Here is a 24,808-nt window from a genome sequence, read left to right as displayed (position 1 = left end):
ATCGATCGGATGCCGGCGGCGTGCTCACGCGCGCGCCGGACGCATCAGTGCCGTACACAGGAGCGCGAACATGCCGAAGCCGACGAGGTACGCGATCACGTAGTGCGGCTGGCCGCCGCCGGCCTTGAGCAGGGACGTCGCGATCATCGGCGCGAAGCCGCCGCCGATCACGCCTGCCAGCTGCACCGACAGCGAGATGCCGCTGTAGCGGATTTCAGCGGGGAACTGCTGCGCGAACAGCAGCGATTCCGGCGCATAGAGGATCGGGAACACGACGCCGAGGCCGAGCACGATCGCCCACCATGCGTACGACGTCTGCTGCGTGCCGAGCATCATGAAGAACGGCGCGGCGAACGCGCACATCAGCACGAGGCCGATCGCGAACATCCGGCGCTGGCCGATGCGGTCGCTCAGGTGGCCGCACAGCGGCATCGTCACGAGCGACAGCGCGGCGCCGGCCGTGATCGCATGAAGCATCTCTGCCTTCGGCAGGTGCAGCTGCTGCGTCGCGTAAGCAAGCGCGAACGTGACGACCATGTAGAACCACGTGTTCTCCGCGGCGCGCGCGCCGACGATCGTCAGCACCTCGCGCGGATGGCGGCGCAGCGCGGCCGTTACCGGCGACTTCTCGGCCTTGCCCTGGCGCTGCATCTTCTCGAAGTCGGGCGATTCTGGCACCTTCGCACGGATGAACCAGCCGAGGCCGACGAGCGCGATGCTCGCGAGGAACGGCACGCGCCAGCCCCACGACAGCATGTCGGCTTCCGGCAGCGCGGCGACCGCGGCCATCGCGACCGACGACAGGATCAGGCCGAGCCCGACGCCCGTCTGCGGCAGGCTGCCGAACAGCCCCTTGCGGCCTTTCGGCGCGTGTTCGACGGCCATCAGCACCGCGCCGCCCCATTCGCCGCCGACGGCCATCCCCTGCAGGAAGCGCATCGCGATCAACAGCGCGGCGGCCCAGTAGCCGATGCTGTCGTAGGACGGAATCAGCCCGATGATCATGCTCGGCACGCCCATCAGCAGCAGCGTGATCATCAGCATCGACTTGCGGCCGATGCGGTCGCCGAAGTGGCCGAACACGATGCCGCCCATCGGCCGGCCGATGAAGCCGACCGCGAACGTGCCGAACGCCGCGAGCGTGCCGACGACGGGGTCGAGCGACGGGAAGAAGATGCTGTTGAACACGAGCGCGGCGGCCGTGCCGTAGAGGAAGAAGTCGTACCACTCGATCGTCGTGCCGGCCATGCTGGCCCAGCCGGCCAGCAGGTAATGCTTCGCGGTGCGGGCGGGGGCCGGCGCTGCGACTGTCGCATGCTCATCGAGGGTGGATCGGGTCTGCATGGTGTCTCCGTGGTGGTGCCGCGGCTCGTGGTCCGCAGGTCACGGTCGAGTATAGTTATGCGCAGATTCATCATGTACCGATAAAGAAACCGGTTGGATGTGCATTTATGCATATCGACGGCCGGCCCGGAGACTCCAGCCCCTTTTTCCCTCGCCGATGCGACATGCCACCGAGCCGGTTTCCGGCAACCTGAACTGGGACGACCTGCGCTTTTTTCTCGAAGTCGCGCGCACGCAGCGCGCAAGCGGCGCCGCGAAGCGGCTCGGCGTCGACTACACGACCGTCGCGCGGCGCATCCGCGCGCTCGAGGCCGCGATGGGCACGCTGCTGTTCGACAAGTCTCGCTCCGGCGGCTTCACGCTGACGGCCGAAGGGCAGCGGCTCGTCGCCTATGCGGACGCGATGGAGACGACCGTGCAGTCCGCGTGCGACCAGGTCGCGAACACCGGCGAGGCGCTGTCGGGCCACGTGCGGATCGGGTCGACGGAAGGATTCGGCTGCTTTTTCCTCGCGCCGCAGCTCGCGCAGTTTCGCGCCGAGCATCCGCACGTGACGGTCGACCTGCTGCCCGTGCCGCATTTCGTCAACCTGCCGAAGCGCGAGGCCGACCTCGCGATCACGCTCGAGCGGCCCGAGCGCGGGCCCTACGTGGTCACGAAGCTGTGCGATTACCGGTTGCGGCTCTACGCGACGCGCGACTACCTCGCGAGCCACGCGCCGATCACGTGCACGGACGATCTCGCGCAGCACACGTTCATCAGCTACGTCGACGATCTCGCGTTCAGCAACGAGTTGCTGTACCTGGATCGCGCGGTGCCCGGTGCGACGGCCGGGCTGCGCACGACGAGCGTGATCGCGCAGTACTTCGCGGCGCTGCAGGGCGGCGGGCTCGCGATCCTGCCGTGCTTCATGGCGGCCACGCAGCCGGCGCTCGTGCCCGTGCTGCCGGACGACGTGGTCGTCACGCGGTGCTTCTGGCTGACGTGCCGCGAGGATCTGCGCAAGCTGCGGCGCGTGACCGCGCTGTGGGATTACCTGCGCGCGGCGGCGGACGCGAATCGCGCGCTGCTGTCGGGCGAATCGGGGGCGCTGCGATTCGTTGGCGAGCCGGAAAAGCGGGGCGCGTGCGCGTCGTGATGGCGGTCGCCCGCTTCGGCATGGCGGCGGTTGTGCCATCATGTGCGCACCGACAGCCGCCAGGAGACGGTCGTGGAAATTCATTCGCAGTGGACGTTCGACTGCCGGCCCGAGCACGTATGGCCGCATTTCCTCCATGCGCGGATGGACGACTCGCGGCCGTTGCTGTTTCGCCTAGGCGTGCCGAAGCCGGTCAGCTGCCGCGTGCTCGAAGGCGTGCCTGCGGTCGGCAACACGCGGCAATGCACGACCGACCGCGGCACCATCGACCAGCGGATTCTCGTGCTCGACGAGCATCGCCGGCTGCGCTACCGGATGGTGGCGTCGACGGTCTGGTGTCGCGACTGGGTCGGCCTGCTCGAGGACGAATTCACGCTGACGCCCGTGGAAGGTGGCAGGACACGCGTCGAGCGGCGCACCGTGTTCAGCGCGCGCGGTTTGTTCAGGCCGGTGCGGCAGATCGGGTTGTGGCTCGCGTTGCAGCAGGCTCATCGATACGCGGCCCGCAACTGGCGGCGTCTCGCGATGGCGGCGCAGGGGCAGGCGGTCGCGATGGAGCCGGCGCGAGCCCGTTTTTAGCCTGAACAGGCGCTAGGCCTTCAGCGCGGGTGCGTAATAGATTTGCCCGATATCCGTGTCGCGTACCTGCCCGTTGCGTTCAGCCTCGGTGCGCGTATCGAAGAAATCGACTGTGCACAGATCCGGGCGGCCCAGCGCCTTCAGGATGCTCGACGTGCGCCACGCCGGCAGCCAGTCGGACCACGACAACCGCACACCCAGGATCAGCGCAAGCAGGACGCCCATCGCGACCGGCCCGCCCAGCAACATCGCCAGATCGAGACCCAGGTCGGAAAAGCCGCCGTTACCGGTCCAGAGCACCACGATCATCATCGGGATGAGCAAGCAGTTCACGCCGATGAACATCCATTTCCACGCCAGCCCGATGTTACGCGTCAGGCCGGCCAGACCCGTGTTGCTGCACGCATGATCCATCACCATGCGGCACCGGTCCGGAGACGACAGCGCGAACAGGCGGCCGCGGCGATCGACCACGGCAACCACGTCGTCGCCGACGTCGAAGCACTGCCCGCCAAGGAACCCGCGGTACGACTCGCCGCCTAGTTCGATTTCGACCGGTAGCTTCGCGAACAGGATCCTGCCGTTCTTCCCGACGGTCACGAACGCGTTTTCGGACGTGAAGGTCCGGGTTTCGCGCAGGTTCGCATACGACCACGTCGCCGGATGCTCGACCTTGTCGGCCGCGGCGTTCAACCGGGCCAGGATGAGATCTTCGTCGGTTTGCTGGAACACCAGCGCATTGGTCGCGGCCCCGTTGCCGGTGAGCGCGGCGACGATCGGCACCACGTTGTGCGTGAACCAGTAGCCGAGCGATTTCTTGCGGGCTTCGGGGTCGACGGGCGGCACCTGACGGCTTCCGGCGCCGCCCTGGTCGGGGCGCTCGAGAAAGCGCATCGCGGTCAGTTTGCCTTCTACGAGACGCAGGGGTGACGACATGAGTATTGGCGGCCGCAACGGGACAGGGTTTGCGGAGTCTACCAGTCGTCTGCCCGCGCACCGGATGCACTCGACGCGCGTTGCCACCGCCCCTGCATCGCGGCCGGCCACGCCGCAGTCGCGCGCAGGAACCCGGCATTCAAGCCGGGCAGCCTAGCCGGTCCGCGAGCTCGTTCAGGTCCCTGACGTCGAAGTCCCACGCATCGTCGGCTTTCAGGTCGGTCGTCTGGCCGGGTCCGTGTTCGGTCGGCCGCAGCACGAACGCGGTCGACAGCCCTTGCCGCCGCGCGGCGGCGAGGTCGCCGTTGTGCGCGGCGACCAGGCACAGCTCGGCCGGTGCGAGGCCGAGAATGTCGACGGTGTCGCTGTACACCTGCGGCGACGGCTTGTACGCGCGGACGACTTCCGCGCCGAGGATCGCGTCCCACGGCAGCCCCGCGCGTTTCGCGACGTCGACCATCAGCCGGATGTTGCCGTTCGACAGCGGTGCGATGATGAAGCGCTGCTTGAGCCGGTGCAGCGCGGCGACGGCGTCGGGCCACGGGTCGAGGCGGTGCCACGCGAGGTTGAGCGTGTCGATGTCGGCGTCGGGCACGTCGTCGATGCCGAACCGGTCGAGCGTGCGGACGAGGTTTTCGCGATGCAGCACGTCGAGCCGCACGTAGCGGCGGCGCCCGCTGCGGATTTCCTCCATCGACGGCGAATATTCGGCGCGCCATGCATCGGCGAACACGAACGGGTCGAGCGCGGGCGCGTGGCGGTCCAGGAACGCGGCGGCGCCGCGTGCGACACCGCTTCTCCAGTCGACGATCGTTCCGAAGACATCGAAAACGAGCGCCTTGATTTCGGCAGGGTTCGTCATGGTGATCCAGTGAAGGTCGTTCGATGAGGGCATACGTCGCCGTGCCGCCGGAATGCGCGACACCGGTTCCATCGACATTGAATCACGGATACGAAAACGCGGCCCGGCCGGTCGCGATCGCGTCCCGGTCGTGCCGGAACGGAGGAGAAGGCGATGGCGCGCGCGGTCGCCGGCCGGAAGGCGCCGGCGGCCGCCGCGTGCCGTGCCCGTCAGCTCTTGTCGTAAGAGAACTGGATGCCGGCCGTACCGCCGGTTTCGATGAACAGGTCGATGAACGCCGGCACGGTGGCGCTGCGCGCCCAGTCGCGCTGCAGTTCGCAGAACAGCTGCGCGACGCTGATCATCCGGCCGCCGGCCTGCTCGATGCGGCGCAGCGCGGCTTCGTGCGCGGCGACCGACGTGCCGCCGACCGCATCGACGACCACGTATACCTCGTAGCCGGCCTTCAGCGCGTCGAGCGCCGGGAACGTCAGGCACGCTTCGCTCCACAGCGCGGTCATGATCAGTTTCTTGCGGCCGGTCGCCTCGACGGCCTGGCGGAATTCGACGTCTTCCCACGAGTTGATGCTCGTGCGGTCGTAGGTCGGATAGCCTTCGAGCGCATGGCGCAGTTGCGGGATCGGCGGCTTGTTCAGACCCGTCTTCACGTTCACGGTCGAGTGGACGATCGGCAGGCCGTACGCGACGGCCGCCTTCGACGCGCCGACGATGTTGTTGATCAGCAGCTGGCGATCCATCGACGCGATGGAGTTCACCTGGACCGGCTGGTAATCGATGACGATGAACGCCGCGTTCTGCGGGGTGAGCAGGTGGTCGTTCGCGGGGTCGCGAACCGGTTCGCTTGCCATGGTTGCCTCCAGAGATGGGTCGGGAATGTGAAGGGACACGTCGAAACACGATGCTATGCGTGCAACAACCGGCGTTCCAGTCCCTTAAAATGCCGTCAGTGTTCTATGAGTGGAACAATCATGGATGACCTGAACGACCTCTACTATTTCGTGAAGGTGGTCGAGCACGGCGGGTTCACGCAGGCGGGGCGCGCGCTGGATGTGCCGAAATCGACGCTGAGCCGCCGTATCGCCGCGCTGGAAGCGAAGTACGACGTGCGACTGCTGCAGCGCACGACGCGTCATTTCACGGTCACGGAAACCGGGCGCGAATTCTACGAGCGCTGCCTTGCCGTGCTGGTCGAGGCCGACGCCGCGCGCGAGGTGATCGAGCGGCGGCACGCGGAACCGCGCGGTGTCGTCCGCGTGAGTTGCCCGACCGCGCTGCTCGAATACCGCGTGAGCGAACTCGTCGCGCGCTTCATGGCGATTCATCCGCAGGTGCAGGTGCATCTCGAGGCAACGAACCGCCGCGTCGACCTGCTGAGCGAAGGATTCGACCTCGCGCTGCGCGTGCGCTTCCCGCCGCTGGAGGACAGCGATCTCGTGATGCGCGTGCTGGCCGACAGCCCGCAGCGGCTGGTCGCCGCGCCGCAATGGCTGGACGGGCGAGGGGCGCTGTCGGACCCGGCCGAGCTGGCCGGCGCGCCGAGTCTCGATTGGGGGCCGGCGCGGCACCATCTGTGGCAACTGGTCGGGCCGAAGGGCGAGCACGCGCAGCTGCGCCATCATCCGCGCTTCGTGACCGACGACATGCACGCGCTGCGCGACGCGGCGATTCATGGCGTCGGCATCGTGCAGCTGCCGTGCATGGTCGTCGAGGACGATCTGCGCGACGGCACGCTGGTCGACGTGCTGCCGGGCTGGGCGCCGAAGGGCGGCGTGGTGCACGCGGTGTTTCCGTCGCGGCGCGGGCTGTTGCCGCGCGTACGGCTGCTGATCGACTTCCTGGCCGAACACATCCGGAAGGATTGACGGGCGGCGCGCTGTTTGCGGCGCCCGCGCGCGCGTCGGTCGCAGCCGCGATCGGTGCGCCGAATGCCGTGACGCGTCCGCCGGCCGGCGCAGAAGGCTGAGCGGGAACGGGGCCGGGCGCCGTCACAATCTGACGAACCGGCGTCGGCGAAGGGCCGCGTGTGTTTCGGCGGGCTGACCGCCGGGCCGCACGCGGCGGCGCACCCGCGTGTAACCCCTGATGCATGCGGATGCGCGGGTTGTCGCGGATTGGTGTTAAATATATTTCGGCGCGCCCCGGCTTGGCGCGCGAAACGGGGCGCACCGGGCATCGGCGTAAACCCGGAGCGAAAACGGCACGAAGGATCGAAAACGAATCGGGCGCATCAGACCCGATCGGACAGACGGCAGGATTCATCTTGAATACCGAACCGCAAAATTCTCGTTACAGCCTCGGGCTCGCGGCGGAAGTACTCGCGTCCGAGCAAAGCGTGCTGAGGCTGATCACGCGCAACACACCGCTACCGGAACTGCTGGTCGAGGTCTGCCGGCGTGCCGAGGCGTTGCTCGGCGACGGCGCGTCATGCACGATCCTGCTGCTCGATACGGACGGCGCGCACGTGCGCGTCGGCGCGGCGCCCTCGCTGCCCGCGCAGTACAGCGCGGCGATCGACGGCGCGCCGATCGGGCCGGCAGCCGGCTCATGCGGCACGGCGATGTACGAGCGCCGGATGATCGCCGTCGAAGACATCGAAACCGATCCACTGTGGGCCGACTACCGTTCCGTCGCATTGCCGCTGGGCCTGCGCGCGTGCTGGTCGGTGCCCTTTCTCGACGACGCGGGCGCCGTGCTCGGCGCATTCGCCGTCTATCACCGCACACCGTGCCGGCCAAGCGATGAGGAAGCCGAACTGCTGCGCGATATCGGCAACAGCGTCGGCCTCGCGGTGCACCAGGACCGGATCGCGCGGCAGCTCGCGCGCAGCGAGGAGCATCACCGGCTCGTCGTCAACAGCCTGAACGAAGGAATCCTCGTCGTGTCGCGCGACGGTGTCGTGGTCGCGAGCAACCCGAGCGCGAACCGGATGATGCGCGTGAAGGGCGATCTCGTCGGCCGGCGGCTGTCCACGGTGATCCTGCGCAAGCTGCGCGAGGACGGCACGCCGATCGCGCCCGACGCGTGGCCAAGCCGGCTCGCGCTCGAGACGGCCACGCCGATGCTCGACTACACGGTCGGCTTCGGCCTCGCGGACGGCGACATCATCTGGGTGCGCGGCAATGCGGTGCCGATCGTGAGGCCCGGCGAGACGCAGGCCGACTCGGTGCTCGTGTCGTTCAACGACATCGGCCCCGTGCGCGAAGCGCAGCAGCAACTGCGCTACCTGGCGACGCGCGATGCGCTGACGGGCCTCTACAACCGTCGCTGGCTCGCCGACCGCATGCGCGAGCTGTTCGGCGGGCACGATGCGGCGGGCGGGCCCGCGCGCGTCGCGATCCTGTTCATCGATCTCGTCGGTTTCAAGAAGGTCAACGACACGGCCGGCCACGACGCGGGCGACGCACTGCTGCGCAGCGTCGCGGCGCGGCTCGAGGCCTGCGCGGGCGGCCGCTACGCGCTCACGCGCGTCGGCGGCGACGAGTTCGTGATCCTCGTCGACGACTGCGACGATCCCGACCGCCTCGCGGTGCTCGCGCGCGAGGTGATCGACGCGATCGCGAAGCCGTTCGCGATCGCGAACAACGAGTACTGGCTCGGCGTGTCGATCGGGATCAGCGTGGCGCCCCGTGACGGCGACGATGCGGTCACGCTGATGCGCAACGCCGATTCGGCGATGTACGACGCGAAGCAGCGCGGCCGCAACCATTTCACGTTCTTCACCGCGCAGCTCAACCTGCGGCTGCAGCGCCGCTTCGCGGTCGAGCAGTCGCTGCGGCGCGCGCTGACGTCGGACATGCTGCGGCTCGCGTATCAGCCCGTCGTCGATGCGCGCAGCGGCCGCACGGTCGGCGCGGAAGCGCTGCTGCGCTGGACCAGCCCTGAGCTCGGACCGATGTCGCCGGCGGAATTCATTCCGGTCGCGGAAGATACGGGGCTGATCGTCGCGATCGGCCAGTGGGTGCTCGAAACGGCCTGCAGGCAGGCGGCCGAATGGCGCCGCACGATCGCCCCCGACCTGATGCTGGCCGTCAACCTGTCGCCCCGGCAGTTCCACGAAGGGCTCGTCGAATCGGTCGGCCGCTGTCTCGCGCAAACGCAGCTCGATCCGTCCGCGCTCGAACTCGAGATCACCGAAGGACTGCTGATGAACGACACGGACACCGTGCTGCCGATGCTCGAAGCGCTCACGGACATGAACGTGCGGATCTCGGTCGACGATTTCGGTACGGGCTATTCGTCGCTCGCTTACCTGAAGCGCTTTCCGCTGCACAACCTGAAAGTCGACCGCTCGTTCGTGTCGGGCGTGCCCGAGCATCACGACTCGGTCGCGATTACGCAGGCCGTCGTCGCGATGGCGCATTCGCTCGGCATGAAGGTCACGGCGGAGGGCGTCGAGACGCAGGCGCAGTCGTGGTTCCTGCAGCAGATCGGCTGCGACATGCAGCAGGGTTACCTGTTCAGCCGCCCGCTGGACCCGAGCGACTACGCGCGCCGGCTCGGCGCCGCGTAAGCGACGCGCGCGATCAGTCGCGCGGCGCGCCGAACCCGCCGGCGCCGGGCGGCGTCGGCGACGTATCGATCTCGACGCGGTTCTTGCCTTCGTGCTTCGCGCGATACAGCGCGCGGTCGGCCGCTTCGATCAGCACGGTCGTCGGCAGGCCGGGTGCGGGCACGATGCTCGCGCCGCCGATGCTGATCGTCACGGTGTTGCCGGTCGACGAATGCGCGTGCCGCAGCCGCAGCGCCTCGATGGCGAGCCGGATCTTCTCGCCGAGCAGCCGCGCCGCGCCCGGCGACGTCGCCGGCATCACGACCGCGAACTCCTCGCCGCCGAAGCGCGCGGCGAGATCGCCCGATTGCCCGAGGCAGCGCTCGATGGTCGACGCGATCTGCTTGAGCACGCTGTCGCCCGACACGTGTCCGTACGTGTCGTTGTACAGCTTGAAATTGTCGACGTCGATCATCAGCAGCGACAGCTCGCTGCGCTCGCGCGTGCCGCGGCGCCATTCGGCGGCCAGGTATTCGTCGAGATAGCGCCGGTTCGACAGCCCCGTCAGGCCGTCGGAATGCGTGAGGCGCCGCAGTTCGAGATTGGCTTCGAGCAGTTGCTGCTGCGATTGCCGCAGTGCGCGATAGGCCTCGTCGCGCTGCAGCAGGTTCATATATGAACGCGAGTGATAACGGATGCGCGCGACGAGCTCGATGCGGTCGGGCAGCTTCACGAGGTAGTCGTTCGCGCCGGCCGCGAACGCGGCGCTCTTGATCACCGGTTCTTCCTGCGTCGACAGCACGATGATCGGCACGTCGCGTGTCGCCGGGTTCGCGCGGTACGACTTCACGAGGCTCAGCCCGTCGATGCCGGGCATCACGAGGTCCTGCAGGATCACGGTCGGCCGCGTGTCGATCGCAGTGGCCATCGCGTCGTCCGAGCGCGGGCAGTAGTGGAAGTCGATGCCTTCCTCGTCGACGAGCGCGCGCCGGACGGCTTCCGCGACGATCGTCTGGTCGTCGACCAGCAGCACCATGGCCGGCACGTCGGCGGTCGGCGTGATCGGGCTGCCCGGCGGGCGGGTCAGGTCGCTAGTCATGGTCGATGCGGCGTGTTGCGAGGGCAGGCATGGGTGTTGCGCGTGTTCATCGGGCTCAGATCCGCGCGAGCGCCGCCAGCTCGCCCGCGATGCGTCCGAGCGGCAGGATCGCGCGCGCCGCGCCGAGCGTCGCGGCTGCCTTCGGCATGCCGTACACGGCGCTGGTCGCCTCGTCCTGCGCGATCGTATGGTAGCCCTTCATCCGCAGCGCCTTCAGGCCGATCGCACCGTCGCGTCCCATCCCCGTCAGCAGCACGCCGATCACGCGGCCGGGCCAGTGCTCGGTCAGGCTGTTGAAGAACACGTCGACCGATGGACGATACGGCGTGGCGGCCGGCTCGCGCGTGTATTCGAGCGTGCCGGTGCGCGTGATGCGCAGATGATCGTCGGTCGCGGCGAGCAGCGCGACGCCCGGCTGCGGACGGTCGCCTTCGCGCGCGACGCGCACGGCGAGCGGCGTCTGGCCGTCGAGCCATTGCGCCATGCCTTCCGCGAACGCGCGATCGACGTGCTGCACGATCACGATCGGTGCGCTGAAATCGGCCGGCAGGCCGCCGAGGATCGACGCGAGCGCGCCGGGGCCACCGGCCGACGCACCGATCGCGATCAGCGGGCCGCCGCCGGCGCGGGCGGCCGTGCCGGCGAGGCGCGTGCCGCCCGGCGCGTCGAGCAGCCGGCCGATCTGGTCGATCTTCGCGAGCAGGAGCCGGGTCGTGTCGCCGGCCGCGCCGTCGCCGAGCCGCGGTGTATCGACCGCGTCGAGCGCACCGGCGCCCATCGCCTCGAATACGCGCCACGCATTCGCGCCGATGCAGCTCGTCACGATCAGGATCGCGCACGGTCGTTCGGATCGCATGATCCGCCGCGTCGCTTCGATCCCGTCGAATTTCGGCATGATCAGGTCCATCAGCACGACGTCGGGCGGCTGCGCGGCGCACAGTTCGACGGCTTGCGCGCCGTCGGTCGCGACCCACAGCACGCGGTGCTCGGGCCGGCGCGCGATCGCGCGGCGCATCGCCTCGACGGCAAGCGGGAGGTCGTTGACGATGCCGATGTTCACAAGCGGAATTCTCCGGTCGGTTCGTAGTGTTGGAGGGTGGCCGGGTTCATGGAAGGGGCTGCCTGTCCGCTGCCGCCGGGTGGCATCGGCGGCCGGACGGCACGGTATTCTTTTGGGTTGACGACGCCCCGCATGCTGTCATGCGGCGCGGGCGGCGGCAATCGAAAAATTTGCCCATTGTGCCGTTTCAGTGCGTTTCCTCTATGACTGCACGGTGTTTCCGGGCGACACGGGGCGGCGGGCCGGTGCGTCCGCGCCTGCCGGGCCGCCGATCGTGCCGGCGCAGCCCGCGCAAGCCGGCATGTTACGGTGTGCCGGCCTCGACGAGGTCGAAGCCTTCATGAGCGAACCGGACCGCGCCAGCAACGGCGCCGTCGCCAACCTGCCGAGGATCTTCACGTAGGCTGACTACCGGCAACTGCGCGCGGGGAAGCGGTTCACCGTGGGCGCCGGCGCGCCGGCCGCATGGCGGGCCGCACCGGGCAGCCGGCCGCGCAGCGGATGCGCGGCCGTGTCGTCAATGGCTGCGCGCGTAGCCCTGGATCAGCGCGCGCATCATCCCCTCGACCGTCGCGTCGAGCAGGTCGCCTTCCTGCTCGGCTTCCTCGACGAGCGCGGCATAGGCCGTCGCGAGCGTCACGCGGTCGACTTCGTGGTGTTGTTCCATCAGCGTCACCATCCCGTCCTTCGCCAGATGAGCGGAGAACGCGCGGCTGCCGATGGTCTGGAATACGTCAATCATGGCGGCTCTCCCGTCCGTTGCCGATGCTTTCCAGTGTAGTCGGCGGCCCTGGGCTCCGCCACGCACGGCTGCCGGTCGACCAGCAGGCCGCTGTTTCCTCCGATGAAACACCGTCGACACACGGCCGGGGCACGGTATCCGCACGCTTCAACGTTTACCCGGAGCAGTAAATTGTCGACTTTTTATCGATAAAGTCTCGTGTTAGATTTCGCCGTCCGAGTCCGATGCAAACCGGGCCGGCAGCGCGCGGCGGGCGTGCCGCGCGTCGAGACACAAGGAGGGGAAATGCTGGTGCTGATTGGGGTGCCGATCGTCGTGATCGGTTTCGCGCTGCGCTTCAACGCGCTGCTGGTGGTCACGATCGCGGGGCTCGCGACGGGGCTCGCGGGCGGGCTGAATCTCGTCGACATCGTCAGCGCGTTCGGCAAGGCGTTTACCGAAAACCGCTACATGGGGCTGATCTGGCTGACGCTGCCGGTGATCGCGCTGCTCGAGCGCAACGGGCTCAAGGAGCAGGCGAAGAGGATGATCTCGCGCGTGCAGGCGGCCACCACGGGCCGCGTGCTGATGCTGTACTTCGTGCTGCGCCAGGCCACGGCCGCGCTCGGCCTCACGTCGCTCGGCGGCCACGCGCAGATGGTGCGGCCGCTGATCGCGCCGATGGCCGAAGCCGCCGCCGTCAGCCGGCACGGCGAGCTGCCCGAGGCGGTGCGCCAGCAGATCCGCGCGCATGCGTCGGGCGCCGACAACGTCGCCGTGTTCTTCGGCGAAGACATCTTTATCGCGATCCAGTCGATCCTGCTGATCAAGGGCTTTCTCGAACAGAACGGGATCTCGATCGAGCCGCTGCAACTGTCGGTGTGGGCGATCCCGACCGCGATCGCCGCGCTGCTGATCCACTGCACGCGCCTCGCGCTGCTCGACCGCCGGCTGACGCGCGGCTTCGGCCTGGTGAAGCAGGAGGGCGCGCGATGATCGGCCTCGAATCGCTGTACACGCTCGCGGGGCTGATGTTCGCCGCGTTCGCCTACTTCAACCTGACGGACCGCACGAACCCGCGCCGCGTCTTCAATTTCGCATTCTGGGCGATCTACGCGGCCACGTTCCTGTTCGGCGCGCTGCTGCCGCATTTCGTGACGGGCTGCCTCGCGATCGCGCTCGCGGTGATCGCGGGCTCCGGCAAGCTCGGGCGCGGCAAGTCCGACGAAGCGGGCGAAGCGGCGGCCGTGCGGCGCGAGACGCTCGCGCAGCGCTTTGGCAACCGGCTGTTCCTGCCCGCGCTGCTGATTCCGCTCGTCACGCTGATCGGCACGTTCGCGCTGAAGCACGTGCCGTTCGTCGAAGCGAAGAGCGTGACGCTGATCTCGCTCGTGCTCGGCACGATCGTCGCGTTCGTCGTCGCGCTCGCGATGCTGCGCGATTCGCCCGTGCATGCGCTGAAGGAAGCACGCCACACGATGGACGCGGTCGGCTGGGCCGCGATCCTGCCGCAGATGCTCGCGGCGCTCGGCGCGCTGTTCGCGGTCGCGGGCGTCGGCGGCGTGGTGTCGGGGCTCGTGAGGGACTGGGTGCCGATCGATTCGCCGTTCGCGGTGGTGGCGGCGTACACCGTCGGAATGGCGCTGTTCACGATGATCATGGGCAACGGCTTCGCCGCGTTTCCGGTGATGACGGCCGGCATCGGCCTGCCGCTGATCGTCCACCAGTTCCACGGCAACCCGGCGATCGTCGGCGCGATCGGGATGCTGAGCGGCTTCTGCGGTACGCTGATGACGCCGATGGCCGCGAACTTCAACATCGTGCCGGCGGCGCTGCTCGAACTGAAGGACAAGAACGGCGTGATCAAGACGCAGTGGCCGACAGCCTTGCTGCTGCTCGCCGTGAACACGCTGCTGATGTATGCGTTCGCATTCCGCTTCTGACGAGAGACGCACATGACCGACCGACTCACCCCCGAACTCGCCTCGAAATTCGCATCGCTCGCGCTCGCGCACCTGACCCGCGAATATCCGAACAAGCTCACGCATTCGCTCGAAGGCCCGCACGACGTGCAGGGGCCGCGCGCGCTGCATCCGATCTTCTACGGCAGCTACGACTGGCACTCGTGCGTGCACGGCTACTGGCTCGTGCTGCGCGTGCTCGAACGCTACCCGGCGTTGCCGGAAGCCGAGCGCATCGTCGCGACCGTCGATGCGCACTTCACCGATGCGAACGTCGCCGGCGAGCGCGCGTATCTCGCGCTGCCGCACAACAGCGGCTTCGAGCGGCCCTACGGCTGGGCGTGGCTGCTCGCGTTATCCGCGCAACTCGAGCGGCTCGCGCTGAAGGGCGCGCTGCCGCAGGCCGCGCGCTGGGCGAAGACGATGGCGCCGCTCACCGAGCTGTTCGTGTCGCGTTTCGAAACCTTCCTGCCGAAAGCGACCTATCCGCTGCGCGTGGGCACGCATTTCAACACTGCGTTCGCGCTGGCGCTCACGCTCGACTTCGCGCGCGACACGCAGCGCGACGGGCTCGCGGCGCTGATCGTCGATACCGCGAAGCGCTGGCACCTGAACGACGTCGCGTGCCAGGCGTGGGAGCCGTCGGGCGACGAATTCCTGTCGCCTGCACTGATGGAAGCCGAGCTGATGCGGCGCGTGCTGCCCGCGGCCGAATTCGACGGCTGGTTCGCACGCTTCCTGCCCGATCTCGCGCGCGGCGAGCCGGCGACGCTGTTCGAGCCGGCGACGGTCAGCGACCGCAGCGACGGCAAGATCGCGCACCTCGACGGGCTGAACCTGAGCCGTGCGTGGTGCCAGCGTGCGCTGGCCGGCGCGCTGCCGGAAGGCGATGCGCGGCGCGCGAAGCTGCTCGACGCGGCCGACCGGCATCTCGCGAGCGCGCTCGCGCACGTGGCGGGCGACTACATGGGCGAGCACTGGCTCGCGACGTTCGCGCTGCTCGCGCTGGACGCGTAGCGCGCGAAACCCCGCCGGCGGCAAGGTCTTCGGCGCGCGGCTATACTCGCCGCTCGGGCCGTTTCGCGCAGCATGCGTTGCACGAAACGGCCATCCGCCAGTTCGCCGCCTCGCCATGGACAAGCTGATTTCCTACGTTGCCGCGATCCACGGGCTCGCCGGCCCGGTGCAGATCGTGTCGCATGCTACGTCGCACGACCGCTGGACCGACGACGATGTCGAGGTCACGCGTGCCGAAACCGAATACCGCTTCGACAACGGCGCGATCGTGCGCCGCTCGGTCGAGCAGGACCGCGCACCGTCCGACCTGCTGTGCGCGGAATGCTGGATCGACTACGACGTGCTCCACCATCCCGATGCGCAGCCGATCAGCCCGTCGCGGCTGACGTTCGACAACGCGTGCCGAGAAACTTTCTGGCTGCGCTACCACCTCGCGTGAACGACCGAGTGCACGCGACCGTCCCAGGCCAACCGACGCCGTTCGACGGCGTGAAGGATTCGGGGCTCGGGTACAAGAAAGGCATGCAGCAAGCGATGAAGCGCTTCACGAACGTGAAGACGCATTCGCTGCCGTGGTGAGCGAAGCGGGGAAGGGCGTGTCACGCCCTCCCGCCGCCCTGGGCGTTACTGATAGAAGTTGAGCGTGACCATCGCCGAACGGCCCGGCGCCCACGTCGCGTAGATCGGGTACGCGCTCGCGTAATACTTCTTGTCGAACAGGTTCTGCACGTTGAGCTGCACGTCCATCGTCTTGTTCACGCGCCACGTCGCGGCCGCGTCGAAGCGTGCATAGCCGGGCGTCCACTTCCTGGTCGTCGCCGACACCGACGCATAGGTCTGGCTCATCACCGTCGCACCCGCGCCGAGCGTGAGCTTCGGCATCACGTCGTAGCTCGTCCACAGCGTGAAGTTGTGCTTCGGCACCATCACCATCGGCAGGCCCGATGCGCCCGGGCTGCCGGGGCCGGCGTCGGTCGTGATCGCGTTCAGGTACGAGTAGCCGCCGAACACGTGCCACTTCGGCGTCAGGTTGCCCGCGAAGCCGAATTCGAAACCGCGCACGCGCTGCTTGCCCGCGTTGACCGTGTGACCGAGGCCGTCGCTCACGCGCGCGTTGGTCTTTTCGGTCTGGAACAGGGCCGACGTCAACGACAGCTGATCCTGCAGCACGTCCCACTTCGCGCCGATCTCGATGTTGCGCGAGCGCTCGGGCGCGAGGTCCTGGTTCGTCGCGGTGATCTGGTCGGTGCCGCCGCCGAGGCCGCCGTTCGAACCCGGCGGATTCGACGACGTGCCGTACGACGCGTACAGGCTCACGTTGGTCACCGGCTTGAACACGAGGCCGAACTGATAGCTGAACAGGTTCGACGTGTTCGACAGGTCGGCGACGCCGGCCTGCTTGCCAGTCGTGTCGTAACGGTCGAAACGCAGTCCCGTGTTGAACTGCCAGCGCTCGGACAGTTTCACCGTGTCGAAAATGTACGCGGATACCGTGTCGGTGCGCGTGTTCGTCGTCGCGCCGGGGAAGGCCTTGTCGCCGTTCAGCACGATGCTGCCGGTCCACGGCATGTTCGGGTTCCAGCCGCCGGCGAGCGGCGTGCAGTTGCCGGCCACCGAGCATGGGCCGCCCGAGCGGATGTTGTTGCCGGCGGAATCCGACACGAGATAGCCCTCGTAGCGCGCCTGTTCATGGCTGAACTCGACGCCGGCCGTCATCGTGTGCTTCATGCCGAACAGGCTGGCGCTGCCGGTGACTTCGGTCTGGTTCGAGAAGCCGTTGAGCGCGTACTTGCCGCTCTTCGCCTGCAGGCCCAGCAGGTTCGGGTTCGACGCGAGGATCTGCGGATTCGTCGCCACGTAGTCGAGCGTCGAGCGGCCGAACATCGTCGTGTTCTTCAGCTTCCAGTCGTCGTTGATCTTGTGCTCGATGCGCACTTCGCCGGTGTCGGTCTGCCCGTAGCGGTAATCGCGCGTGTTCAGCCCGAAGAACTGCCCGCGATCGGTCGGCACCGGCGTGCCGCCCGACGCGCGGAACGGCACGCTGAAGTCCGGCATGTCGTACGAGTTTATGTGGTAGTAGCTGACCGTGACCGTGGTCGGCGTGTTCAGCCCGAACACGATCGACGGCGCGACGCCCCAGCGCTTGTTGTACACGTCGTTGCGGCCGGCCTGGTTCGCGTCGTGACCCATCACGTTCAGGCGCACGGCCGTCGTGTCATTGATCTTGCGGTTCGCGTCGACCGTCGCGCGCTTGTAGCCGTCGGTGCCGAAGCCGATGCTGCTGTTGATGAAGTTGTCGTTCTTCGGCGTCTTCGTGACGATGTCGATGCTGCCGCCCACCGAGCCGCGGCCCGCGTAGACCGAATCGGGGCCCTTGATCACGCTGATCTGCTCGACCGCGAACGTCTCGCGGTTCTGCAGCCCCGAGTCGCGCATCCCGTCGACGAAGATCGAGTTGCGCGATTCGAAGCCGCGGATCACCGGACGGTCGGCCGACGGGTTCGCGGCCGCGTCGCCGCCGAGGAACGTGATGCCGGGCACCGAGCGCAGCGCGTCCGCGAACGACGTGACGTTCTTTTCCTTGATCAGCTGCTCGGGAATCACGGTGACCGAGCGCGGCGTGTCGAGCAGCGGCGCGGTGAACTTGTACGACGGCGAGCGCTTCACCTGCATGTCCGACAGCGCCGACGACTGGACCTCGATCGTCGGCAGCGTCGCCGGGATGTCGGCGGCAGGGGCGGGAACGGTGGCGGGAGCAGTAGCGGCGGAAGCGAGCAGCGGCGTCAGGAAAACGGAGCAGGTCAGCGCCGACACGAGGGCGCGAGGCCTCGTCTTGAACTGGGCAGGCATATCGGGAAGCAGCGGAGGGTTCGGTGATCGGGCGCGTTTTCGCGATGCGGGCAGCACAGCCTGAAACATCGGAGAACGGCAATGCAAATGCGTATGATTCGCGTTTGCGACCGCAATTGTACGGATTAGTATTAAATATGTAAACGATTGAATGGTTTTTGTACTAATCCAGTCAGGTTTTCGTGGGGGCGATTGCCTTTGCGCCGTGTGCAACACCGCTTTCCATCGCCTGGCCGGCGCGCGGCGGCGGCGACTCGCTACACTGCCGTACCGGTTGGACGGGCCCCGGCAGTCAGGCCCCGAGCAAGGAGACAAAACACGATGGACATCCAACGCGCAGCGGTCGTCACGTACCGTGGCAACGCGATCGAGAACACGCACGTCGCTCATGTGGCGGTGGTCGATGCACGCGGCAGGTTGCTGGCCCGGTTCGGCGATCCGTTCCGGATGACGCTGGCGCGGTCGGCAGCCAAGCCGGCGCAGGCGCTGTCGGTGATCGAGACGGGCGCGCCCGAGCGCTTCGGCTTCGACGATGCGGACATCGCGCTGATGTGCGCGTCGCACAGCAGCGAGGACCGCCACATCGAACGCACGCGGGCGATGCTCGCGAAGGTCGCCGCACACGAATCGGACCTGCGTTGCGGCGGCCATCCGCCGCTGTCCGATGCGGTGTACCGGTCGTGGATCAAGCGCGACTACACGCCGACCGGCGTGTGCAGCAATTGTTCGGGCAAGCATGTGGGGATGCTGGCCGGCGCGCAGGCGATCGGCGCGGCGATCGCCGACTACCATCTGCCCGACCATCCGATGCAGGTGCGCGTGAAGCATGTGGTGGCCGATGCATGCGGGTTGCGCGACGACGAAGTCGACTGGGGCATCGACGGGTGCAACCTGCCGACGCCGGCGTTTTCGCTGGATCGCCTCGCGCGCCTTTACGCGTCGCTGGCCGACGGTGCCGATGCGGTGGAGGCAGGCGGCGCGATCACTGATCGCGTCCGTGCGCTGGCGCGCATTCATCGTGCGATGACGGCCCATCCGGAACTCGTTGCCGGCGACGGGCGCTACTGCACGGTGCTGATGAACGCGTTCGACGGGCAGGTGGTCGGCAAGCTCGGCGCCGATGCGTGCTACGGGATCGGCGTGCGCGCGTCGGAACGCACGCGGCAGCTCGGTGCGGACGGCGCGCTCGGTATCTCGGTGAAGATCGAGGACGGCAATCTGGACGTGCTCTACATGGTCGTCAGCGAAGTCCTCGAGCGGCTGCAGATCGGCACGGCCGCGCAGCGCGCGCAACTGGCCGGCTTCCACCGGCCGCGGATGCTCAACACGCAGGGCGTCGAGTTCGGGCACGCCACGTTCCCGTTCGAATTGCAGGCGGCCTGAGCGCCACCGGCGCACCAGCGCACCGGCGCACCGGCGCGCGGCCCGCGATCCGGGCCGCGCGCTACGCGCGTGCGCCGCGGATCTTTGCGAGTTCGAGTTCCGACAGCTCGCCGATATGCGCGAGGTGCTCCGCGAGAAAATCCTTCAGCACGCGCAGCTTCGCCGAGCTGCGCCGGTTCGCCAGATACGCGATGTAGATGTAGTCGCCCGTCAGCCGGTTCTGCAGCCGGTAGCGCGGCAACACGGCTTCGAGCCGGCCGCTCGCGAGCAGGTCGCGCACGAGCCAGATCTCGAACTCCGCGATGCCGAGCCCCGCGCAGGTCGCTTCGAGCAGCAGCTCCGAATGATCGGTGACGAGATTGCCGGCCGGCAGCACGCTGTGCCGCGCGTCGCCGTTCACGAATTCCCAGCGCGGATCGCCTTCCGGATGCACGTAGCGCAGGCAGTTGTGGTGCTTCAGGTCGTCGGGTGACGCCGGGCGTCCGCAGCGGTCGAGATAGCCGGGCGTCGCGCACAGGATGCTGTCGTTGCGCGACAGCCGGTGGACGACCAGGTTATCCAGGTAGTTCTCGCCTTCGTGGATGTCGAGATCGAAGCCGCCGGCCACGAGGTCGTTGTGGTTGTCGGTGAGCCGCACGTCGAGCTGGATCGTCGGATAGCGCGCGAGAAACGGCGGGACCAGCGGCGCGAGATGACGGCGGCCGAACGCGACCGGCGCGGTGAGCTTCAGCGGGCCGCTCGGTTGCGCATTCAGCTCGGCGACGACGCGCAGCGTGTCGTCGAGATCGGCGATCAGCGTGACCGCTCGCTCCAGATAGATGTGACCTGCTTCGGTGAGCGTCACGCTGTGCGTCGACCGGTGCAGCAGCGCGACGCCGAGGGCCTCCTCGATTGCCGTGACCTTGCGCGCGACGGTCGACGTCGACACGTGCATCTCCTTCGCGACTGCCGAAAAACTCCCCGTTTCGACCACTCTCACGAACGCACGCATCGCGCCCAGGTGATCGACGCCGGTTTCTCTCGCGCCTTTTTTCATTTTGATTCTCGCTGTTGCGTCCCACGCAAAACCGCTTTCGATAATACAGAAGCGAGCTTGTTTTTGCAAAGGCATAGAATTGCGAACCCGTTGCGTCGGGAAGCGGTGGACGACGGCGGCACGAGACATTCAGGAGGGCACGATGACAGAACACGGCTTCCGCGTCGAAGCGGATCTTTTAGGTAAGCGAAGTATTCCGGCAGACGCCTATTACGGTGTCCATACGCAGCGCGCGAAAGAGAATTTCGACATCACGGGCCGCACCATTGCGTCGCTGCCGTACCTCGTGATGGCGCTCGCGGCCGTGAAGGAAGCGGCGGCCGACGCCAACTGCGAGCTCGGGCTGCTGCCGCGGCCGTATCGCGATGCGATCGCCGCCGCGTGCGTCGAGATCCGCGAAGGGCGCCTGCACGACCAGTTCGTCGTCGACATCATCCAGGGCGGCGCCGGCACGTCGACCAACATGAACGCGAACGAGGTGATCTGCAACCGCGCACTCGAGATCATGGGGCATGCGCGCGGGCAGTACGAATACCTGCACCCGAACGAGCACGTCAATCTCGCGCAGAGCACCAACGACGTCTATCCGACCGCGATCCGCGTCGCGACGTGCTTCGCGGTCGAGCACCTGCTCGAAGCGATGGCGCGGCTGCGCGATGCATTCGCCGAACGGGCCGACGCGTTCGCCGGCCTGCTGAAGCTCGGCCGCACGCAGTTGCAGGACGCGGTGCCGATGACGCTCGGCCAGGAATTCTCGACCTACGCGGTGATGCTGACGGAAGACATCGCGCGGCTTCAGGAAGCCGGCTGGCTGATTCGCGAGATCAATCTCGGTGCGACCGCGATCGGCACGGGGATCACCGCGCATCCGGAGTACGCGGAGAAGGCGCTGGCCGCGCTGCGGCGCATCACCGGGCTCGACCTGAGCACCGCGCCGAACCTGATCGAGGCGACGCAGGATTGCGGCGCGTTCGTGCAGGTGTCGGGCGTGCTCAAGCGGATCGCCGTCAAGCTGTCGAAGATCTGCAACGACCTGCGACTGCTGTCGAGCGGCCCGCGCGCCGGGTTCGGCGAGATCAACCTGCCGCCCGTGCAGGCCGGCTCGTCGATCATGCCCGGCAAGGTGAATCCGGTGATTCCGGAAGTCGTCAACCAGGTCGCGTTCGAGGTGTTCGGCAACGACCTGACCGTGACCTTCGCGGCCGAGGCCGGGCAGCTTCAGCTCAACGCGTTCGAGCCGGTGATCGCCAGCGCGCTGTTCCGCAGCTTCAGCCATCTGACGGCCGCGTGCACGACGCTCGAGCAGCGCTGCGTGAGCGGCATCACCGCGAATCCCGAGCGGCTGCGCGAAACCATGGAGCGCTCGGTTGCGCTCGCCACCGCATTGAATCCGTACATCGGCTACAAGCGTGCGACCGACGTCGCCGCCGAAGCGCACGCAACCGGCAAATCGATTCGCGAGGTCGTGCTGGAACGCGAACTGATGACCGCCGCGCAACTCGACGAAGCGCTGCAGCCCGAAGCGCTGATCCGCCCGCGCGTGTTCTGACACCGGCCGCGCTCGCGGCCGTACCGAAAGCGCCCCCGAGCGGGGCGCGACATATCGACAAACAACGGAGACTCACGATGAAACACCCCAGCGAGCGCCCGGCCGGTCCGGCCGGCGGCGCGGATTCCCGCCATGCCGATCCCGATGCGATGTTCGCGTCGCACGAAGCCGGTTATGCGAAACAGTTGAAGCCGCGGCACGTGCAGATGATCGCCATGGGCGGCGCGATCGGCACGGGCCTCTTTCTCGGCGCGGGCGGGCGCCTGCAAAGCGCGGGGCCCGCACTGGCGCTCGTGTATCTCGTGTGCGGCGTGTTCGCGTTCCTGATCATGCGCGCGCTCGGCGAACTCGTGATGCACCGGCCGACCAGCGGCAGCTTCGTGTCGTACGCACGGGAATTCATGGGCGAGCGCGCATCGTTCGTCGCCGGCTGGATGTACTACCTGAACTGGGCGACGACCGGCATCGTCGACATCACCGCGGTCGCGATCTACATGAAGTACTGGGCCGTGTTCACCGACGTGCCGCAATGGGTGTTCGCGCTCGGCGCACTCGGGATCGTGTCGGTCATGAACATGATCGGCGTGAAGGTATTCGGCGAGATGGAGTTCTGGTTCTCGCTCGTCAAGGTCGGCACGCTCGCGGTGTTCCTCGCGGTCGGCGCGGTGTTTCTCGCGAGCGGCCATCCGGTCGCCGGCCAGATGCCGGGTCTGCATCTCGTGGCGGATCACGGCGGGATCTTTCCGCACGGCATCCTGCCGGCCGTGCTGATCGTGCAGGGCGTCGTGTTCGCGTACGCGAGCATCGAGCTCGTCGGCGTCGCGGCGGGCGAGACCGCCGATGCGCGCAAGGTGCTGCCGAAGGCGATCAACAGCGTGATGTGGCGCATCGCGCTGTTCTACGTCGGCTCGGTCGTGCTGTTGACGATGCTGCTGCCGTGGACCGCGTACAGCTCGCACGAAAGCCCGTTCGTCACGTTCTTCAGCAAGCTCGGCGTGCCGTACGTCGGTACCGTGATGAACGTCGTGGTGCTGACGGCCGCGCTGTCGAGCCTGAATTCCGGCCTCTATTCGACCGGGCGCGTGTTGCGTTCGCTCGCGATGGGCGGCTCGGCGCCGCGCTTCGTGTCGCGGATGAATGCGCGCGGCGTGCCGTATGGCGGGATCCTGATCACGGTCGCGATCAATGCGATCGGCGTGCCGCTGAACTACATCGTCCCGGCGCAGGCATTCGAGATCGTGCTGAACATGGCGTCGCTCGGGATCATCACGACGTGGGGCTTCATCGTGATGTGCCAGATCCTGTTCCGCCGCAAGGTCAATCGCGGCGAGCTGAAGGACGTGTCGTTCCGGATGCCCGGCGCGCCGTTCACGTCGTGGCTCACGCTCGCGTTCCTCGTCGGCGTGCTGGTGCTGATGGCGTTCGACTATCCGGGCGGCACGTGGACGATCGCGATGATTCCGGTGGTCGTGCTCGCGCTGGTGGTCGGCTGGAAGCTCGCGAAGCGCGGTGCCGAGCGCGAGCGGGCGGTTGCAGCGCCTGCCTCTGCGCGTGTCGTTGCCGATCCCGCACGCAACGCGTGACGTTATGCGCCGGGGGCGTCGGTCCGTTTGTCGGGCCGGCGCCTCCGGTGCGGTCAGTTCAACCCGGTGCGCTCGCCGACCCAGCGGGCGAAATCGCCGGCCATTTCCGCAGTCAGTTCGTGCCCGGCCGCGTACAGCCGCGTATCGTGTGCGACGCCGAGCGCCGTGAGCTTCGCGTCGGCCGTGTCGGCCCAGGCGACGGGCAGCTTGTCGTCGAAGCGGCCGTGGACGATCAGCGCATGGAGCGGACGAAGCGCATCGCGCGGCGCGATCAGCGGATCGATTTCCGGCAGAATGCGCCCGCACAGCATGGCGAACGCGCTCACGTCTTCCGGTGACGTGAGGCCGACGCCGGCGCTCATGATGCCGCCCTGGCTGAAGCCGGCGATCACGGTCGGGAGCGCGGAATCCGCGCCGTCCTGCGCACGGAACGCGCGCAGCAGCGCGATCAGCTGCACGCGGCTGGCGTCCGCGCGGGCCGCATCGATTTCGGGGCCGTTCGGGCCGAAGCGCACCGGAAACCACGCATGCTGATTGGGCCCGAACGTGAGCGGCCCGCGCAGGAACGCGATTTCGATGCGCGGATCGATCGCGTCGGCCACGTTCATCAGGTTGGTTTCGTTGCCGCCGACGCCGTGCAGCAGCAACAGGCGCGCAGCGGGGCGGCCGGCAGCCGGGCGCAGCCGGTACTGGAGGCCCGAATCGGGATCGGTGGTCAGCGGCAGGACGTCGGTCATCGCGTGGGTCCGGAAAGGGGAACGATGCGACAGTCTAGAGCGTGCTGGCGGGGAGGTGAATCGCCGGATGGCGATTGATTGTTTCCTGGCGGGAATGAATCCGATCGCGTGCATCGGGGCCGGAACGCTCGCGCGGGCGACGTGCAATCCGAAGTTTGTGCGCCTGCGCCGCATCGATTATAAAAAGATGCCAAAACAAACCAGCTCGCAGATAATGAGCAAACGTTTTACTGGCATTCAATAAAACTGATTTTGCGGATCATGAATAAAACAATGAATATCCGCTGTTTTGCCGATCCTGCAATCTCCGCAGCCGCGCCAGCCTTGGCAGCTTGAAGTTAACGGCCAATCCACGAAAAACTTTAGGGTTTTTCCACCGCAATTATTCATTTCATTTTTGTCAATGACCGATTGATTTTCGGTCATCGGACAGTCATACACCATCCCCGATAATTCGGCGCTCA

The 24,808-nt window shown here is 67.5% G+C and carries 24 protein-coding genes; 13 read left to right on the top strand and 11 right to left on the bottom strand.

The window, feature by feature from the left end:
• Positions 1-24: 24 nt before the first annotated feature.
• A complete protein-coding gene (locus AC5LXX_RS25475) occupies positions 25-1,344 on the bottom strand; it encodes an MFS transporter (protein WP_493411462.1) in 1,320 nt (439 codons plus the stop codon).
• 157 nt (positions 1,345-1,501) lie between these two features.
• On the opposite strand from AC5LXX_RS25475, the gene AC5LXX_RS25470 reads away from it, so the two are divergent.
• Together AC5LXX_RS25470 and AC5LXX_RS25465 are read left to right on the top strand one after the other, a co-directional pair.
• The gene (locus AC5LXX_RS25470; protein ID WP_493411461.1) at positions 1,502-2,482 is read left to right on the top strand and encodes a LysR family transcriptional regulator; all 981 of its coding nucleotides are present in this window, start codon (positions 1,502-1,504) and stop codon (positions 2,480-2,482) included.
• Positions 2,483-2,554: 72 nt separating this feature from the next.
• On the top strand, positions 2,555-3,061 hold the full coding sequence (locus AC5LXX_RS25465; protein WP_493411460.1) for an SRPBCC family protein: 507 nt from the start codon (positions 2,555-2,557) through the stop codon (positions 3,059-3,061).
• A gap of 12 nt (positions 3,062-3,073) precedes the next feature.
• On the opposite strand, the gene AC5LXX_RS25460 is transcribed toward AC5LXX_RS25465, so the two are convergent.
• The 3 genes from AC5LXX_RS25460 to AC5LXX_RS25450 all read right to left on the bottom strand — a co-directional run bounded on the left by AC5LXX_RS25460 (position 3,074) and on the right by AC5LXX_RS25450 (position 5,707).
• Positions 3,074-4,108, bottom strand: coding sequence for a hypothetical protein (locus tag AC5LXX_RS25460; protein ID WP_493411459.1), 1,035 nt, complete (start codon positions 4,106-4,108; stop codon positions 3,074-3,076).
• Between the two features lie 28 nt (positions 4,109-4,136).
• Positions 4,137-4,859 carry a haloacid dehalogenase type II gene (locus tag AC5LXX_RS25455; protein WP_493411458.1) on the bottom strand — a complete coding sequence of 241 codons (723 nt, stop codon included), beginning with the start codon at positions 4,857-4,859 and terminating at the stop codon, positions 4,137-4,139.
• A 209-nt stretch (positions 4,860-5,068) separates the two neighbouring features.
• Complete coding sequence (locus AC5LXX_RS25450) at positions 5,069-5,707, bottom strand: hydrolase (protein WP_493411457.1); 639 nt, start codon at positions 5,705-5,707, stop codon at positions 5,069-5,071.
• Positions 5,708-5,827: 120 nt separating this feature from the next.
• Between AC5LXX_RS25450 and AC5LXX_RS25445 the strand changes: the two genes are divergently transcribed.
• Both AC5LXX_RS25445 and AC5LXX_RS25440 read left to right on the top strand, forming a co-directional pair.
• Complete coding sequence (locus AC5LXX_RS25445; RefSeq protein ID WP_493411456.1) at positions 5,828-6,721, top strand: LysR substrate-binding domain-containing protein; 894 nt, start codon at positions 5,828-5,830, stop codon at positions 6,719-6,721.
• Between the two features lie 398 nt (positions 6,722-7,119).
• On the top strand, positions 7,120-9,369 hold the full coding sequence (locus AC5LXX_RS25440) for a putative bifunctional diguanylate cyclase/phosphodiesterase (RefSeq protein WP_493411455.1): 2,250 nt from the start codon (positions 7,120-7,122) through the stop codon (positions 9,367-9,369).
• 13 nt (positions 9,370-9,382) lie between these two features.
• On the opposite strand, the gene AC5LXX_RS25435 is transcribed toward AC5LXX_RS25440, so the two are convergent.
• Positions 9,383-10,447, bottom strand: coding sequence for a diguanylate cyclase (locus tag AC5LXX_RS25435; RefSeq protein ID WP_322081524.1), 1,065 nt, complete (start codon positions 10,445-10,447; stop codon positions 9,383-9,385).
• A gap of 55 nt (positions 10,448-10,502) precedes the next feature.
• Complete coding sequence (locus AC5LXX_RS25430) at positions 10,503-11,507, bottom strand: chemotaxis response regulator protein-glutamate methylesterase (protein WP_493403450.1); 1,005 nt, start codon at positions 11,505-11,507, stop codon at positions 10,503-10,505.
• Between the two features lie 190 nt (positions 11,508-11,697).
• Between AC5LXX_RS25430 and AC5LXX_RS25425 the strand changes: the two genes are divergently transcribed.
• Entirely contained in the window at positions 11,698-11,910 is a 213-nt protein-coding gene (locus tag AC5LXX_RS25425) for a hypothetical protein (RefSeq protein WP_493411454.1), read from the top strand.
• A gap of 114 nt (positions 11,911-12,024) precedes the next feature.
• Here the strand turns inward: AC5LXX_RS25425 and AC5LXX_RS25420 are convergent, their stop codons facing one another.
• The gene (locus tag AC5LXX_RS25420) at positions 12,025-12,249 is read right to left on the bottom strand and encodes a hypothetical protein (protein WP_493411453.1); all 225 of its coding nucleotides are present in this window, start codon (positions 12,247-12,249) and stop codon (positions 12,025-12,027) included.
• 285 nt (positions 12,250-12,534) lie between these two features.
• Here AC5LXX_RS25420 and AC5LXX_RS25415 point away from each other — a divergent pair, with 285 nt between their 5' ends.
• The 5 genes from AC5LXX_RS25415 to AC5LXX_RS25395 all read left to right on the top strand — a co-directional run bounded on the left by AC5LXX_RS25415 (position 12,535) and on the right by AC5LXX_RS25395 (position 15,785).
• A complete protein-coding gene (locus tag AC5LXX_RS25415; protein WP_493411452.1) occupies positions 12,535-13,224 on the top strand; it encodes a DUF969 domain-containing protein in 690 nt (229 codons plus the stop codon).
• Positions 13,221-14,171, top strand: a complete 951-nt coding sequence (locus AC5LXX_RS25410; protein ID WP_493411451.1) for a DUF979 domain-containing protein — start codon at positions 13,221-13,223, stop codon at positions 14,169-14,171. The genes AC5LXX_RS25415 and AC5LXX_RS25410 overlap by 4 nt, the downstream gene beginning before the upstream one ends.
• Before the next feature lie 12 nt (positions 14,172-14,183).
• The gene (locus tag AC5LXX_RS25405; protein ID WP_493411450.1) at positions 14,184-15,206 is read left to right on the top strand and encodes a DUF2891 domain-containing protein; all 1,023 of its coding nucleotides are present in this window, start codon (positions 14,184-14,186) and stop codon (positions 15,204-15,206) included.
• Between the two features lie 115 nt (positions 15,207-15,321).
• Positions 15,322-15,645 (top strand): hypothetical protein, encoded by a 324-nt coding sequence (locus tag AC5LXX_RS25400; RefSeq protein ID WP_124456098.1) that lies wholly within the window; start codon positions 15,322-15,324, stop codon positions 15,643-15,645.
• Complete coding sequence (locus AC5LXX_RS25395) at positions 15,642-15,785, top strand: hypothetical protein (RefSeq protein WP_493413456.1); 144 nt, start codon at positions 15,642-15,644, stop codon at positions 15,783-15,785. Before AC5LXX_RS25400 ends, AC5LXX_RS25395 begins: the two co-directional genes overlap by 4 nt.
• A 45-nt stretch (positions 15,786-15,830) precedes the next feature.
• Here AC5LXX_RS25395 and AC5LXX_RS25390 read toward each other — a convergent pair whose 3' ends face one another.
• Positions 15,831-18,056: a TonB-dependent receptor gene (locus tag AC5LXX_RS25390; protein ID WP_493411449.1), complete on the bottom strand. Its 2,226-nt coding sequence runs from the start codon at positions 18,054-18,056 to the stop codon at positions 15,831-15,833.
• Positions 18,057-18,377: 321 nt separating this feature from the next.
• Here AC5LXX_RS25390 and AC5LXX_RS25385 point away from each other — a divergent pair, with 321 nt between their 5' ends.
• On the top strand, positions 18,378-19,439 hold the full coding sequence (locus AC5LXX_RS25385; RefSeq protein ID WP_124456100.1) for an asparaginase: 1,062 nt from the start codon (positions 18,378-18,380) through the stop codon (positions 19,437-19,439).
• 61 nt (positions 19,440-19,500) lie between these two features.
• On the opposite strand, the gene AC5LXX_RS25380 is transcribed toward AC5LXX_RS25385, so the two are convergent.
• Entirely contained in the window at positions 19,501-20,475 is a 975-nt protein-coding gene (locus AC5LXX_RS25380; protein WP_493411448.1) for a LysR family transcriptional regulator, read from the bottom strand.
• 142 nt (positions 20,476-20,617) lie between these two features.
• Between AC5LXX_RS25380 and AC5LXX_RS25375 the strand changes: the two genes are divergently transcribed.
• Together AC5LXX_RS25375 and AC5LXX_RS25370 are read left to right on the top strand one after the other, a co-directional pair.
• On the top strand, positions 20,618-22,024 hold the full coding sequence (locus AC5LXX_RS25375) for an aspartate ammonia-lyase (RefSeq protein ID WP_493411447.1): 1,407 nt from the start codon (positions 20,618-20,620) through the stop codon (positions 22,022-22,024).
• A gap of 77 nt (positions 22,025-22,101) precedes the next feature.
• Entirely contained in the window at positions 22,102-23,607 is a 1,506-nt protein-coding gene (locus AC5LXX_RS25370) for an amino acid permease (RefSeq protein ID WP_493411446.1), read from the top strand.
• A 53-nt stretch (positions 23,608-23,660) separates the two neighbouring features.
• On the opposite strand, the gene AC5LXX_RS25365 is transcribed toward AC5LXX_RS25370, so the two are convergent.
• Together AC5LXX_RS25365 and AC5LXX_RS25360 are read right to left on the bottom strand one after the other, a co-directional pair.
• Positions 23,661-24,344: an alpha/beta hydrolase gene (locus AC5LXX_RS25365; protein ID WP_493411445.1), complete on the bottom strand. Its 684-nt coding sequence runs from the start codon at positions 24,342-24,344 to the stop codon at positions 23,661-23,663.
• Between the two features lie 237 nt (positions 24,345-24,581).
• Entirely contained in the window at positions 24,582-24,770 is a 189-nt protein-coding gene (locus AC5LXX_RS25360; RefSeq protein ID WP_493411444.1) for a hypothetical protein, read from the bottom strand.
• Positions 24,771-24,808 lie beyond the last annotated feature (38 nt).

It is taken from the genome of Burkholderia torrens (assembly GCF_984668525.1).
Note: the sequence above shows the minus strand (reverse complement) of the source record. Positions and strands in the feature narration are given on the sequence as shown.

Coding starts and splice junctions, on each gene's coding strand:
- AC5LXX_RS25475 (WP_493411462.1), bottom strand. CDS start 1,344: ATGCAGACCCGATCCACCCTCGATGAGCATGCGACAGTCGCAGCGCCG.
- AC5LXX_RS25470 (WP_493411461.1), top strand. CDS start 1,502: ATGCGACATGCCACCGAGCCGGTTTCCGGCAACCTGAACTGGGACGAC.
- AC5LXX_RS25455 (WP_493411458.1), bottom strand. CDS start 4,859: ATGACGAACCCTGCCGAAATCAAGGCGCTCGTTTTCGATGTCTTCGGA.
- AC5LXX_RS25450 (WP_493411457.1), bottom strand. CDS start 5,707: ATGGCAAGCGAACCGGTTCGCGACCCCGCGAACGACCACCTGCTCACC.
- AC5LXX_RS25445 (WP_493411456.1), top strand. CDS start 5,828: ATGGATGACCTGAACGACCTCTACTATTTCGTGAAGGTGGTCGAGCAC.
- AC5LXX_RS25435 (WP_322081524.1), bottom strand. CDS start 10,447: ATGACTAGCGACCTGACCCGCCCGCCGGGCAGCCCGATCACGCCGACC.
- AC5LXX_RS25420 (WP_493411453.1), bottom strand. CDS start 12,249: ATGATTGACGTATTCCAGACCATCGGCAGCCGCGCGTTCTCCGCTCAT.
- AC5LXX_RS25415 (WP_493411452.1), top strand. CDS start 12,535: ATGCTGGTGCTGATTGGGGTGCCGATCGTCGTGATCGGTTTCGCGCTG.
- AC5LXX_RS25410 (WP_493411451.1), top strand. CDS start 13,221: ATGATCGGCCTCGAATCGCTGTACACGCTCGCGGGGCTGATGTTCGCC.
- AC5LXX_RS25405 (WP_493411450.1), top strand. CDS start 14,184: ATGACCGACCGACTCACCCCCGAACTCGCCTCGAAATTCGCATCGCTC.
- AC5LXX_RS25400 (WP_124456098.1), top strand. CDS start 15,322: ATGGACAAGCTGATTTCCTACGTTGCCGCGATCCACGGGCTCGCCGGC.
- AC5LXX_RS25390 (WP_493411449.1), bottom strand. CDS start 18,056: ATGCCTGCCCAGTTCAAGACGAGGCCTCGCGCCCTCGTGTCGGCGCTG.
- AC5LXX_RS25385 (WP_124456100.1), top strand. CDS start 18,378: ATGGACATCCAACGCGCAGCGGTCGTCACGTACCGTGGCAACGCGATC.
- AC5LXX_RS25380 (WP_493411448.1), bottom strand. CDS start 20,475: ATGAAAAAAGGCGCGAGAGAAACCGGCGTCGATCACCTGGGCGCGATG.
- AC5LXX_RS25375 (WP_493411447.1), top strand. CDS start 20,618: ATGACAGAACACGGCTTCCGCGTCGAAGCGGATCTTTTAGGTAAGCGA.
- AC5LXX_RS25370 (WP_493411446.1), top strand. CDS start 22,102: ATGAAACACCCCAGCGAGCGCCCGGCCGGTCCGGCCGGCGGCGCGGAT.
- AC5LXX_RS25365 (WP_493411445.1), bottom strand. CDS start 24,344: ATGACCGACGTCCTGCCGCTGACCACCGATCCCGATTCGGGCCTCCAG.
- AC5LXX_RS25360 (WP_493411444.1), bottom strand. CDS start 24,770: ATGACCGAAAATCAATCGGTCATTGACAAAAATGAAATGAATAATTGC.